We start from the raw sequence: 13,671 nt of genomic DNA, 5'->3' as shown, positions 1-13,671 counted from the left end.
CAATTTCTTCTACATTTCTTGGGAAAAGCCAATTAGAACAAGAACTATTAGTGTTTATAACAAAAATATTTAATATCCCAAGTGAAACTCCTTCTAGATCGTCTATTATAAACAAGCAAGGCGGTTGATATGTTTCCTCTTGTAATAAAAAGGAGGGTATTTGTGCATATTTGTTCACAAATGCTTGATGTATATGGAATTGTATAGATTTTTTACTTTATTCATTGTACAATATTAATGAATAAACATGTTCGCTTTTTGTAATAAAGGAGGGACAAAAATTATGTCTTCAATTGCTATTGGTATTGGTTTTTTATGTTTATTAGCATACTTAACTTCTCTTAATTTCACGGACTAATATTTTCAGAAGCCGTCTTGCTCTTAATGAGCAAGGCGGTTTTTCATTTTCAAATGAATTTATAACAAAAAACACGAGTGCAAAAATAAGCACTCGTGTTTTTTATATTGATATAGGTATAAAACGCTGTCCTAAATAAAATGTCATTCCTTCTATTTCAATAGGACTAGCAATGTGGGGGGCATTCATTATGATGCGGACAATTGAGATATTTTCTCTTTTTAGTCGACATACCGCTTTAATATTAAGCTTTTCATTGAACATCTCATTATTGTAACGATTAATATTATTAGCCGCTATAAGAAAAAATGATGATGCAAATAGGCTAGAAGCAACTTCCTGCTCCTTCAAATTTAAATAAAAGATAGATTTATTCACAATAGGCTGAGCTTTGTCATTACACATCGGGATCGGAAGTAATGGCTCTTTTACGCCTTCTACTGCACAGCCATTCAATGCATGTAAAACTGAATCGTGACTTGCACCATTCAGGTAAGGTGCTTTTTTACATTCATTGAATGAATGTGAAGCTACTTGTTTTGATTTCTCCGCTTTTTTTACTTGCTTATATAGCTGCAAAGGAAATATTCCAACATTAGTCTCAACCGAAATGGCTTCTTTATTTTCGGACATTGGAGACTTTTCTAAAGCATGAACAATTGCCATTGTACTATCTATACTTGCTTTAACTTCTTCCATCGGTGTAAAGTATCGGAGCTTCATGTCGGCTATTTTCGACTTAATGATAAAAATAGTTTGAGCAAGTCCTGTTTTCATTGCCACTTCTTGCATTTCTGAATCTGTAAGTGCATTCCCTTCAAAGACAACTCCAACAGTCGGCTTACTTTTATGGCCATTTTTTTGCACTTCAAACATATATACATTGACCATTGCCGTGCTCACTTCCTTCAAATAAATATAGAAATTCCCGCCCTACTGCCTAAACAATAAGGCGGATTTTCAAATTAGAAACTGTTTAATAATGTGATGAAGTGCAAACGAGCTGTCTCTCCTTGTGCATAAGTAGACATCATTGCACCTAAAAACAATGCAAATGATAATAGTCCCATAATTTTAAACGATAGTTTTTTCATATTAAATCTCTCCCTTATACTTTTTTAAACATTTGGTGCAGAGAACCTGCATTTCAAATGCTTTTTTATATTTTTTATTCATTGCTAAATAATTTGCATAATGCTCCGTTGCTATTTTCATTTGTTTCAAATCAATATGTTCTTTAAATATCTCAATACTTGTAGTGATTAGCTCTTCATATTGTTTGAAGTGCTCTAATTTAAATTCAATTAAAGAAGCTACCAAAGAATAATTGCCTTCATTATTTTTTGTACGTATATTTGATTTTACTATAGCCATTTCATTTTTAATTGAACTTAGACTTTCCATTTTTAGTAATAATTCTAACCTAAGATTTAAGGATACAAACATATCTGCATGACTTACATTCTTTTTGAATTCAATTGCATACTCTATCTGTTCAAAAGCTTCTTCATAATGTTTTTTATCTAATAGAATTAAAGCATAGTTATGATGTAGTATTGCCTTTAAATAATGAGATTCATTGAAAATAATAGTAAAACCTTTTTGAATATATTTTTCCGCTTCATCAAACTCATTCATTTCTCTACACAATAATGCAATCAAGTTATAACAATCTCCAACTTTCTCCCATTCATGTAGCATCAAATATATGTCCTTTGCTTCAATTGCATATTTAGATGCACGTTCAAATTGACATAAATAATAGTGAGTTGTTGCAATATTAAATGATATTTTCGCTTTAAATAAAGGATCTTCATTCATCAATAATATTCTTTTAAACGCTTCTCCACTTATCTTATAATCTCCAACATAGTAATGATAAACTGCGGTAACATATAGATATTGATGTCTTGTTGATACAAATAATTGTGATTCATCTATCTCTACCATTGCAATCTCATTTTCATATAATTTAATCGCTTGATCATCCCGCTCAATCTTCACCAGCGCCAAAAACTTAAGTAACAAAAAGTAATATTCTTGTCGGATGGAAGGTATGTATTGTAATTGATTTTGATGTGAGTCCAAATATTCCTGGACCTCTTCAACACGCTCCTTTTCAATTTTAAATTCCAGTGTAGATAAGAGATCTTGCATTTCACTTGTGTCCTCATAAACATTTTGAAAATATGTTTCCGGCACATCAAGTCTACTAGCAAGTAACTTGAGTGTATCAATAGAAGGGGTATATCTGCAATTCTCAATATTGCTATAATGGGTTGGCGAGATGATTCCGTGACAAATATCCGCCTGCTTTAAACCTTTTAAAAGTCTAATTCTTTTAATTCTATTGCCTAGTTTCAAATCTTTCTCCCCCACTTCACAATGATTTAGTCATTTCATAGGAATTATTGTTTTTTGAAATAAGACGTAATATATACCAAAAGAGAGTATTTTAGTGCTGTTCCCTAATTCCATTTTAGTATTTAATAGGAATTTAGTATATAACAATTAAAAATTCTCTTGAATTAAATCATGATATATAGGTAGTTTTTAGAATTCAAAATGAATAAAAAAGCTGATATTCACCGAAAAAATCGGTGAACATCAGCTTTATTTTATGTTAGTTCTAATACTCCATAGTGGAATTTCGATGATAGACGAACATCATGGATAAAGCCATAGCGCTCAAATAAATCGGATTTGAAATGCGCTTTTAAAACGATCCGCTTTTTTGCAACGCGTTTTGCTTGTTCCATCCATTCATCAGACAAGCCTTCATGGAGTCCCGCTTGTCGGAGCGGTTGAAAGTTAGTCGACTCCTCAATTGTTTCTTCGAACATGGGATCCATATACACCACATCAAAACTATTGTCTGGCTGTAGTTTCAAATAATCGAGCGCCACTGAATGCACGACCTCAATCTGTTCCATACAAGAAAGAAGCGGTAAATTCGTAATATCATAGCGCTTCATCCCCTCACTTACAATGAAAGCAACATTGGCATTGCCCTCACAGCCAATGACTTTACCCGATTCACCGACAGCAAAGGCCGCCATCATACTATCTGTCGCCATGCCTAATGTACAATCTAGAAAGGTATCTCCCTCGTTCAACTGGCATGCAGCTAAAAACGTATCTATTTCCCCTCTTGCTGCACGCTTCAAACGAAACGCTGCAGAGCTAGGATGGAAAAAGAAAGGAGCATCTGCCCCTAATTTATAATATTCATAACGATTTTTTCCTGCGACAATAACGTTCGCATTATGAAATGCTGCCATTTTTGCAACCCCGCGCTTTTTCCGCTCAACAAAATGTACATTTAAAGCGTCACATGCTTGTTCGGCAAGTTTCTTAGACAACGCATCCGGTCTTGCTGCAGTTGTAACTATTGTTGTTATTTCGTGCATACTTGATCTAAAACGCCTGCTAAATGATCACGGACCTGCTCCATTGCAAATCCTTCAATTTGTTCACGTGGAATAAAGTAAGCTAATTGACCGTCTTTTAAAAGAGCAATCGAAGGTGAACTTGGTAATACTTCCTCAAAATAACCACGCATTTGAGCAGTCGCTTCCTTATCTTGTCCAGCAAACACAGTCACTAAATGATCTGGTTTATTGCCAGTCGCTGCAAGAGCCGCCGCAACTGCAGGACGAGCCAAACCTGCAGCACAACCACAAACAGAGTTAATGACAACAAGTGTAGTTCCTTTCGATTCTTGTACGTGATCCGCTACTTCATCAGGAGTTAATAGCTCTTTAAACCCCACATTCATAAGCTCCTCACGCATTGGCTTTACAATTCCTAACATATACTCCTCGTATGCATTCATGTTTTCAACCTCTTTCTTAAACTTTCGATAACCCTTTATCTATAAGGTTTCCCACTATCTATATTAAAGTTAATTTCGTTAAATTTCATCTTTTTTCACTTTAAATGTGATTTTCATGTAATTATTTTCCCAAAAAATCACATTACTTATTATTTGTTCTAAAGAATTTTTTTAACTCTCCACTTATTTGGTGTTATTTTAAAAAATCTAAGATGCTAGAATATTTAATAATGGAGTGCACTTTACCCGCCTTCACTTGGACTTGATGATTATGTAATCTGGTTCAACAACATCCGAATTCACGAAACATTAGGATATTTTAGTCCGGCGGAATTCAACCTAAACCCCTCATAAAAGTTGTCCAGTTTAGTGTTGACAGTCCGGTCATTATCGCACCTTCTTTATTACACATTATTATTCTTTGCTGTCGGCCTTCAAAGAACTGGTTCAATTAATTTTTATCAGGTATGCCCCTGCACTTTTTTAAAATTTTAATGATCCACTTAATAACTGACTTGAAAACTAACTAACCCTTTACTTTACCTCCAGTGATTTTAGAATAATTTTCTTAAAACTAAACAAATGACTCAGACATACATTCATTAATGACATAGAATAAACTATCTCATAAATAGGAGGTGTACAAAATGGGTAATGGTTACGAAACAGGTAACGGATCAGGATTCGCTTTACTTATTGTTCTATTTATTCTATTAATCATTATTGGTGCAAGTTTCTTAAACTACGGTGGCTACGGCGGCTGCTGAGGTAACTACAATGTTGATCTTTGTGCATAAAACAAAATACCGCCATATGAGACAGGTTTTTACAACCTGTCTTTTTTCTTTCTGTATTTAATGAATCAAATAGGTACTTGTTTTTAACCGGTTTAGAACTAAATGTACTGGTCTCCTGTATTGATTACTTTAATAGCATTCCCCAATAACCGTTGATTCGGTCTATTGTATCTTGAACTCGATCACTTACAAATTGATTGGCGCGATTATAGTCAGCGTCCTTTTCGGAAATACCTATTGTTACAAATTGAAGAAGTTGTGATTTCACTTTGTCCAAAATGGTAGTTATTTCTTCTGCATTCTCAAGACTTTGGAATAATTCTGTATATGATTTAAGTAATTTTTCTAAATCTTCACTAGAGTACTTTGTCTTCCCTAACTTATTTGTTATTGACAATTGCTGTGCTTGATTTGCTGTTAATGTCGCATTCGTAGATTGTACCTTAGCACGCGCTGCATAAAACTTCTCCTCAATGGATTGGTAATTTTCTATTTTATTTGTGTTGTGGGACGAATATTGTTCAATTAGCTGATCAAATCCTATTTTCGTTTCACCCGATAAAAATTTGTCACTAAAATAATGTAAAGCTTGTGTAGAAGACACTAATTCTACCTGTGCTTCATATGAATCTAATTGTGTATTGACACCACCAAAAAAGTCAATTCCTGTTTGAGTTAAACTATCAAGTCCATCAGTGATTTGTTTCAAAATAGACTCCATCTTATTCACTTCTTCAGAACTAAGACCATCAAAATAATCTTGACCATTTAAATACTGACTAAACACAAGCCACTGATCTTTAGGCTTATACGAAAAAATATCATTTGGATCAGCATTTTGCACATTAATATCCTTTGAGAAAAACTCTTCTGTATCATTTTTGAATTGAATGAATTCATTTGTAAACGTTAATTGAGCAGCTTTTCCATCTTTCATCACTTCAATAGTTTTCCCCTCAAAAGAATTCAACGGAGCCTCTTGTGCCTCTCTCATTTCTTTCGCTCTGTTATTTAGCGCACCTGTATATGTAATATCAATCTTCACCCAAAACACTCCTATTAAATAAATATATGTATTATATCGGTAAAAAAATCCTCTATTACATGAATTAGAGAAATAACGTTGGACAAAGAATGTCCCTTTAGTGATGAAGGTAACGTCCTCATTACGTTAACACTACTCTTACAGATGCACTTTCCCTACTAGATTACAATCAAAATATATTTTTAAAATTTTAGTCATATTTTCCGCATGTTTCGAATATATGAATCATATAGGTGATTTTGAGAATCAACCTTGTTATAAATATTGATAGATAAAGATGCATTTAGGAGGAGTTTATATGAAGTTGACTGTCGAAAAACGTTTAGGTTTAAAAGAGTTAACGGACAAAGTAGTTTCTGCACAAGAAGCAGCTGCACTCATTTCTGATGGTGATGTAGTAGGTATGAGTGGATTTACTCGTGCTGGTGACGCAAAGGTTGTTCCTATGGCACTTGTAGAGCGTGCGCAAAACGAGAAATTCCAAATTGATGTTTATACTGGTGCTTCTCTTGGGCCAGAAGTAGATCATTATTTAGCAGAAGCAGGTGTCATTCGTAAACGCGGTCCATATCAAGGTGAACCAGCGTTACGAAACCTTATCAATAAAGGTGAAGTTCTATATGTAGACGGTCATTTATCTCATGTTGCAGAATCCGTGCGTCAAAACATTTATGGTCCTATTAAATATGCCATCATTGAGGCTTGTGCAATTACATCGGACGGTTACTTAATACCTACTAATTCTGTTGGTAACTCTCCTATTCTAGCTGAATATGCGGAGAATATTATTGTCGAACTGAATATTTCTCACTCAGAATCTCTTATTGGTATTCATGATATATATATTCCGGCTGAACAAGGTGATCGTAACCCCATTCCAATAACGAGTGCAGCCGATCGAATTGGCGAAATGGGAATTAAAATAGATCCTGAAAAAATCAAGGCGGTCGTTATCTCAGAAAATGCTGATGCTCCTTCTTTAATCGTTCCGCCCGATGAAGAAACAGCAGTTATGGCTAATCATTTACTTGATTTTTTACGCGATGAAATTAAAGCAGGCAGATTAACATCAAAGCTTGCTCCGATACAATCTGGTGTTGGTTCGGTAGCGAACGCTGTGTTACAAGGTTTCTTAGATTCTGAGTTTGAAGATTTACAAATATACTCTGAAGTACTACAAGATGCGGTCTTCCATTTAATCGATGCAGGGAAAGTTACTTTTGCTTCTTGTACTTCTATTACATTGTCCGAGGAATTGGGCAAAGAGGTGTTTAATAATCTTGATAAATACGCAGACAAATTATGTCTACGTCCACAAGAAATTACGAATCATCCCGAAGTGATTCGCCGTTTAGGCTTAATCTCTGTAAATGCGGCTCTTGAAGCTGATATCTACGGTAACGTGAACTCAACACATGTCTCGGGTACTCGTATGATGAACGGTATTGGGGGTTCTGGTGACTTCGCTCGAAATGCACGTTTAGGGATCTTCGTTACGAAATCATACGCGAAAAGTGGCGCAATCTCCTCCATTGTACCAATGGTCTCTCATGTAGATCATACAGAGCATGATGTGGAAGTCCTGATTACTGAGCAGGGAGTTGCTGACTTACGTGGGTTAGCGCCAAAAGAACGAGTGCCTTTAATTATTGAAAACTGTGTCCATCCAGATTTCAAAGAACAACTATGGGCTTATTACAATGAGGCTGTAGAAAAAACGGGAGGCCACCATACTCCACATAATTTAGAAAAAGCATTTTCTTGGTACGTCAATTTTGCTAAAAATGGGACAATGATAGAGTAATAGCTAACCACAATTTTAAAAAGAGCATCTCTCCTACACCAGGAAAGATGCTCTTTATCTTTACAAGAAATAACTTGCAACATCAGAAATAAAACACACTGTATATTTACTTGTACAGTTCCCATCCAATGATTAAGACAGTCAGTAGCAAAGCCGTCACGCAAGAAAGTATATAACTAACCTTCTGCATTTTTGTAGATGTTGTTTTACCCCACAGCTTGAAAATTATTATGACACAAACGGCAATTAGAGCTATATAGGTATAATTTATCCAAAAGTGAATTCTTAATGAAGCGTAGGATGCATAATTCAGCGTTCTATATGCAAGAAGAGCAACATTCATAAGTACAGCTACTCCTGCCAAGTTTAATGCCATATTGTATTTCATCATTGGCGTAAATAGAACTGCCTTTTTTCTATTTCTAATACAATTTATAACAATCATTATTATCGAAACAATGATATACAACACACAAAATACCACTGCAATACAACTGAAGATCATAAACAATTTCATACTGTTAGCTAACGGTAAAAAATCACTCGTCATCATGGACACCTTTTCCACTTGACCGCTATTCATAGTAAAATGAAGATATATATTATAGTCATTCGTAGATTGGTACATATAAGGAGTAATTTGTTTAAACGTCATACCTAATCCAGTAATTGTATTGCTATCAACTGCTTTTACCTGCCCTGTCATCATGGCCCCCATCAGTTTGGTAAAGCCTCCATAAACACGTCTAGCCATACTATAGGTTCCTTCAAGCTCATGAGCATCTGGCAGCGTCACCTCACCATCTGCAGCGGAATAATCACCGTACACTAGTACTGGTAATCCATAGCTCAGTCCTGATTCACTCGTTTGATTGGTCATAACAATAACGCCTAAATTTTCTTTTTTTGAAAATGTCATATTACTAGAAAAGCTATCTGTATTACCTCCATGTTCCAACACATCAACAGCATACATACCTTGCCAAAATCCATGTGCATTTCTAGGTAATCCATTATCATAAAAATCACTAGTTGTAAGCATATCATTTAATGTTCTATTGCTTTGAAACAGTGGACTATTTTCCCCTTCTAGTGGCATTAATGCGTTAATAAATTTCGCCGCATCCTCAGCTGTACCAATTGCACTACCAGCAGGATACAAACTAATATAGATACGTTCGTTTTTGGAACGGCTAAATTTACCTTTGTTATTCCCCAAATACCCGTGAACAAACTCCCTTTTCTCAGCAACTTCTTTATTATCCTTTTGTGACGGATGAATTGCCGTGTCTTTCATATCGAGAACAGAAAATATATTCTCGTTCACATAGTCATAAAACGGCTGATTAGCAATCTTTTCCACAATATAACCTGCCAGAGCAACACCATAGTTAGAATAGGCAACAATCTCTCCCGGCTCTTTCACCTGTTTCGGTTCGGAAATGTGCAGCATTTCATCTAAAGGTTTTACAGCTTCAGCTGAAACGGAAAATAAATCAGTATATTTTTCTTCCCATCCTGCATCATGGTGCATGAGATTTAACATCGTAATAGGTTGATTGTATTGTAGTTTTGTAAAAAATCCTTTTGGCAAATATTCTCGAATGTCTTTGTCTAAATCCAGTTTCCCTTGCTCTACAAGTTGCATCACACTTGACCAGACAAGGAGCTTAGTAGCTGAACCCCATTCAAAAACCGTACCCGTTGTGACTTCCTTTTGTTTTTCCAAATCTGCATATCCATAGGCATTATTAACAAGTAATTGACCATCTTTTACAATAACGACAGACGCACCCGCTGTTGTTGTGCCGATATACTTAGCTACGTATTCGTCTACCCGTTGGTTTAGTTCCGAAACAGCAATGCCAGATGGTGTGGCTTCCTTATTCTCTGCTGCTAAGATGGATATTGGAAAGATACAAACAGCTATGATGAGCATAAGCATTGAAACGATTTTCCTAATAATTCTTCCTCCTCAAAATTACATTTTCTCAACTATGTTCTATATGAATCTATTCACTGCTAGAATTCACTAACCTATTTTTCCAAACAGTTTTATTCAAAAAAATTAGTAGACTCTTTCTATTGGACACTATCCATAAATCTTTTATTTAATTGCATTTGATTCCTCAAGATCTAAATTCATAATAATTAATTCTCCATGGCTGCCCATTTTTCGAACCCCTTCATCATTAAATCCACATTTTAGATATAAGTTTTGAGCAGCACCGTTCTTTACGTTAACGGCCAGAACAATTTCATTTATTTCTGGAAAATGTATTTTCACAAACGTTGGTAATACTAATAAAGACTGTTTCGCATAGCCTTTACCTTGATGGCGATAATCTGTTGAAAAAGTTCTAAGTAATAACGCTTTCTGATTATTAGAATAAGGCGCCACCCCTTCTCTCTTATGTAAAACAAAGTAACCCACTAATTCTTCATCATCTAAAACTAATATCGGATAATAGTCTTCATCGTCTTTTGAGACTAAAACCGACTCTACTGGTGTTCCCGTGAATTGTAATTGTTCTTTGGTTAATTGATAATGCTTAATTTGTGATTCATATAAATCACTATATCTTTCTAAATGAATATTCATTCTCACCCCTCCTAATCAAATAATATCAATAATTGGTATTTATTACTACAAAAGAAACGCAATCAAAACCCTTTTGAAATATCTAACTCTAATAAAAAATCTCCTTATCCAAAGGACAAAGAGATTTCCATATCACTATTCATCTGTCTTCTTATACCGATGCAAATGAATTGCTCTATTGTTTCATTTAGAAAAAAAGACCTTCCCAAAAATCGATTAAACGACATTCTGAAAGATCCCTTTCTACTAGTGAAACTTCCCTGTAACTCTGAAGCCGATTTCTGCAACTAAAGAAGCTAAAAGGAATGTTCCTGTATAGACAATTAAGGAAACAACAACGATTCTCCAGCCAAGTTTTTTAAACTCTTTCAAATCTTTACCGAAAGATAGTCCTGCATAAGCTAGAATTGGTGTTGCTAATGCCATAAAATTAATATGACCTGTTGCTTTTGAAATTGATTCATTTCCAGGGAAAATTGGCGAAGTAACTAATAAAGCAATAAATGAAACCCAAATAACTACTGGTAATTTTACTGGTAATAGTTTTTCAACTATAAACCCAGATACTGTAATTGCAACAATAATCAGCATACCGGGCAAAGCAACTATAGGTGATACGTCATAGCCAATCCAGTTTCCTATAATTGCAATTGCACCAATAAGTATAAATGTATATATTTTATCTAACATGAACGTTTGTTCCTCCACTTCTAAAGAACTTAAGCTTTGGTTTCTGAATTTCTAGATCTTCTACCCAAAACCGGTTCCAATTTTCTATATAGATAATTGGTAACAGGCAGTGAAAAGAAGATACATACATAAGTTCCGACAATTGTTGTAATTAAGTTTGCAGCACCAGCAAATAACGCTATATCATTAGCTGATTCTGGGAAAATGATAGCGAGTGCACCAGTCATTGCGGCCATCATACTTCCTGAACCTACCCCTGCACCCATCGCCAGTGATATCGGGTGGAACCATCCGGTATTTGCCATTATACTAGCTAATATAGTTAAATAGATTGCACCAAATAATGTCCCACATACATAAACGCCTAATGCTCCACGGCCTTCTGGAGAATCCGCACCATATTTTTCAGCTATAATTGCAAGGTTTGGTTCACGGTCAATTGAGAAGGTAGCTCCTACTGCTTCGCGTTTCATACCTAGCAACAATGCAATTGGCAAACCAAAAACGATTGTCCCAAAGAAATGTCCTACTTCTTGTAAAGTTAATGACAATCCCGCATCCATTAGTTGTGGCAATGATGGTCCCATTAGAGTTCCAAGCTTAGCCACGAATAACATAAATGAAATCCCTAAAATATTTGCTGCTATATTCATATCTTTCTCACTTAACAGCTTTAATTTAGGTAAACTAATAACTGCACCGATTATTAATGCATAGAGCATAGGGAAAAGTGCAACTACTCCAATACCAAGGTCAAAATTCTTTATCCCTATAAATTCAGCTACAACTACAAGTGCTAATACGATTAACTGTATTTTCCAACTTAATAATTTTTTCAAGTTATCCACCTCTATTTCTCATGTATCACTTTAGAATATCCACTACTGACCGCCGTCGATGCTAATTCTTCAAGTATTTGGCATACGGCTGTTGCATCTAGATTTCCTTTTCCTGTTGCTTTAGCAGATTCATATAATTGAAAGACAGTTGATCCAATAAACGATGGTACTTCCTCAGATATTGCCGTTTTTGTATATAACCAAATATCCTTGTGCATATGGTTTAAACTAAATAAAACGTTATCATATTGGTTGTTCAAAATATTTTCTCCGAACACATTTAATACACGGTTAGCTGTACCTTTTGCAAATACTTCTGCCACTTTTTCTGGTTCGACTCCAGCTTTTTTTGCCACAATAAGAGCTTCCCCTAAACTAACTATTGTTGAAGCTACCACCATATTATGACAAAGTTTCGTGATTTGCCCTGCTCCACTTTCACCAATGTAAAAAACTTCTTCGCCTACCACTTCTAATATTGGAAGTACTTTCTCGTATTCTTGAATATTACCACCTACCATAATCGTAAGTGTACCGCTATCAGCACCTGCAGGACCGCCACTAACTGGGCAATCATAAAATAACAAACCTAATTCTTCTGCTACCTTTGCCAAATCGATTGCTGTTTCAGCATCAGTTGTACTCATATCAATAATAATAGAACCTTTTTTCAAACTATTAAAAACACCATTTTCTCCTATGTATGATTGACGTACAATGTCAGTCGTAGGTAATGAAGATACCATAATATCCACTGCTTCAGCAATATCTTTTAAAGTTCCGGAAAAAACAGCACCTATTTCCTTAATCCAAGGAATCACTTGAGGGTTCGGATCAAAGACAAAAACCTCATAACCTGCTTTTACAAAGTTTTTGACAATTCCTTTCCCCATTGCTCCGCAACCAATTACGCCCACTTTTAACAATTCAATCTCCCCTTTGCTGCTCTTTCTCTAATTCTTGAAAAAATGCATTTGCAGTAGCAATACTAGTTCCTGCTGCTGGTACACCACAGTATATTGAGCACTGTAATAAAACTTCTTGTATTTCTTCTTTAGTACAGCCGTTTCTAATAGCACCACTAAGATGAATACTTAATTCATTTTGATAATTTAGTGCCGTTAGAATGCCCAAATTTACTAAACTTCTCGTTCTTCTATCTAAACCAGGACGATTCCAAATATCTCCCCAACAGTACTCCATTGCTAATTCATGAAATGGTTGATTGAATTCATTTGTGTTTTCAATAAATTTCTCAACATTTTCTTTACCTAGAACTTCTTCTCTTGCTTTAAATCCTGCTTTTAAATTTTCTGGGTTCATCGTAAGTCCTCCTCATTGTTTCTGAAATGGTACTGTATATTCACCGTAGTTAATCCTAATCTTTTTTACTGTCATATATTGTTCCATAACTTCAATTCCCTCTTCTAAACCAATACTGCTATCCCTATAACCGCCGTATCCTAAGCTTGGAGAAAGAGTATGTACTGTGTTCAGCCACACAATACAAGATTCGAATTTCCTCGCTAAATCATGCACTTTTTCTACATCATTAGTTCATAATGCTGTAGCAAGTCCCTATTTTTGACAAGGTTGATAAATAGTCAATAAATAATTATCTAAATATTAACATTTTTAACCTATATTTGCAAATGTCATATTTTATTAATTGATTATAATTTTAGAGAATTGCAGTAAACT

Annotated in this window: 14 protein-coding genes and 2 pseudogenes; 3 read left to right on the top strand and 13 right to left on the bottom strand. The window is 35.0% G+C overall.

Annotated features, from left to right (window positions below; translation table 11 throughout):
* Nucleotides 1-460: 460 nt before the first annotated feature.
* The 5 genes from JFL43_RS09605 to JFL43_RS09590 all read right to left on the bottom strand — a co-directional run bounded on the left by JFL43_RS09605 (nt 461) and on the right by JFL43_RS09590 (nt 4,193).
* On the bottom strand, nt 461-1,249 hold the full coding sequence (locus JFL43_RS09605; protein ID WP_200748873.1) for a PhzF family phenazine biosynthesis protein: 789 nt from the start codon (nt 1,247-1,249) through the stop codon (nt 461-463).
* Between the two features lie 74 nt (nt 1,250-1,323).
* Nucleotides 1,324-1,452: a hypothetical protein gene (locus tag JFL43_RS23035; protein WP_267907775.1), complete on the bottom strand. Its 129-nt coding sequence runs from the start codon at nt 1,450-1,452 to the stop codon at nt 1,324-1,326.
* 1 nt (nt 1,453) lies between these two features.
* Nucleotides 1,454-2,722 carry a helix-turn-helix domain-containing protein gene (locus tag JFL43_RS09600; protein WP_200748872.1) on the bottom strand — a complete coding sequence of 423 codons (1,269 nt, stop codon included), beginning with the start codon at nt 2,720-2,722 and terminating at the stop codon, nt 1,454-1,456.
* Nucleotides 2,723-2,976: 254 nt separating this feature from the next.
* Entirely contained in the window at nt 2,977-3,768 is a 792-nt protein-coding gene (locus JFL43_RS09595) for a class I SAM-dependent methyltransferase (protein WP_200748871.1), read from the bottom strand.
* Nucleotides 3,756-4,193, bottom strand: a complete 438-nt coding sequence (locus tag JFL43_RS09590; protein ID WP_100796950.1) for a BrxA/BrxB family bacilliredoxin — start codon at nt 4,191-4,193, stop codon at nt 3,756-3,758. Before JFL43_RS09590 ends, JFL43_RS09595 begins: the two co-directional genes overlap by 13 nt.
* A 270-nt stretch (nt 4,194-4,463) precedes the next feature.
* Here JFL43_RS09590 and JFL43_RS23485 point away from each other — a divergent pair.
* Nucleotides 4,464-4,547 (top strand): annotated as a pseudogene (locus tag JFL43_RS23485) (IS3 family transposase); the annotation flags it as partial.
* A gap of 293 nt (nt 4,548-4,840) precedes the next feature.
* Nucleotides 4,841-4,960, top strand: coding sequence for a YjcZ family sporulation protein (locus tag JFL43_RS09580; protein ID WP_100796949.1), 120 nt, complete (start codon nt 4,841-4,843; stop codon nt 4,958-4,960).
* A gap of 154 nt (nt 4,961-5,114) precedes the next feature.
* Here the strand turns inward: JFL43_RS09580 and JFL43_RS09575 are convergent, their stop codons facing one another.
* On the bottom strand, nt 5,115-6,035 hold the full coding sequence (locus JFL43_RS09575; protein ID WP_200748870.1) for a hypothetical protein: 921 nt from the start codon (nt 6,033-6,035) through the stop codon (nt 5,115-5,117).
* Between the two features lie 298 nt (nt 6,036-6,333).
* On the opposite strand from JFL43_RS09575, the gene JFL43_RS09570 reads away from it, so the two are divergent.
* Nucleotides 6,334-7,839, top strand: a complete 1,506-nt coding sequence (locus JFL43_RS09570; RefSeq protein ID WP_200748869.1) for a succinate CoA transferase — start codon at nt 6,334-6,336, stop codon at nt 7,837-7,839.
* Nucleotides 7,840-7,945: 106 nt separating this feature from the next.
* On the opposite strand, the gene JFL43_RS09565 is transcribed toward JFL43_RS09570, so the two are convergent.
* The 7 genes and pseudogenes from JFL43_RS09565 to JFL43_RS09535 all read right to left on the bottom strand — a co-directional run.
* Complete coding sequence (locus JFL43_RS09565) at nt 7,946-9,784, bottom strand: serine hydrolase domain-containing protein (protein WP_234447701.1); 1,839 nt, start codon at nt 9,782-9,784, stop codon at nt 7,946-7,948.
* A 162-nt stretch (nt 9,785-9,946) separates the two neighbouring features.
* Nucleotides 9,947-10,441, bottom strand: coding sequence for a GNAT family N-acetyltransferase (locus JFL43_RS09560; protein ID WP_234447700.1), 495 nt, complete (start codon nt 10,439-10,441; stop codon nt 9,947-9,949).
* A 246-nt stretch (nt 10,442-10,687) separates the two neighbouring features.
* Nucleotides 10,688-11,131 (bottom strand): hypothetical protein, encoded by a 444-nt coding sequence (locus tag JFL43_RS09555; RefSeq protein WP_200748868.1) that lies wholly within the window; start codon nt 11,129-11,131, stop codon nt 10,688-10,690.
* Between the two features lie 29 nt (nt 11,132-11,160).
* Nucleotides 11,161-11,970 carry a DUF3100 domain-containing protein gene (locus JFL43_RS09550; RefSeq protein ID WP_100796945.1) on the bottom strand — a complete coding sequence of 270 codons (810 nt, stop codon included), beginning with the start codon at nt 11,968-11,970 and terminating at the stop codon, nt 11,161-11,163.
* 11 nt (nt 11,971-11,981) lie between these two features.
* On the bottom strand, nt 11,982-12,887 hold the full coding sequence (locus JFL43_RS09545; RefSeq protein ID WP_325166658.1) for an NAD(P)-dependent oxidoreductase: 906 nt from the start codon (nt 12,885-12,887) through the stop codon (nt 11,982-11,984).
* 10 nt (nt 12,888-12,897) lie between these two features.
* A complete protein-coding gene (locus tag JFL43_RS09540; RefSeq protein ID WP_100796943.1) occupies nt 12,898-13,293 on the bottom strand; it encodes a carboxymuconolactone decarboxylase family protein in 396 nt (131 codons plus the stop codon).
* A gap of 12 nt (nt 13,294-13,305) precedes the next feature.
* Nucleotides 13,306-13,515, bottom strand: a pseudogene (locus tag JFL43_RS09535) (aldehyde dehydrogenase family protein); the annotation flags it as partial.
* Between the last annotated feature and the right edge of the window lie 156 nt (nt 13,516-13,671).

Source organism: Viridibacillus soli, from assembly GCF_016612995.1.
Taxonomy (GTDB): domain Bacteria; phylum Bacillota; class Bacilli; order Bacillales_A; family Planococcaceae; genus Viridibacillus; species Viridibacillus soli.
Note: the sequence above shows the minus strand (reverse complement) of the source record. Positions and strands in the feature narration are given on the sequence as shown.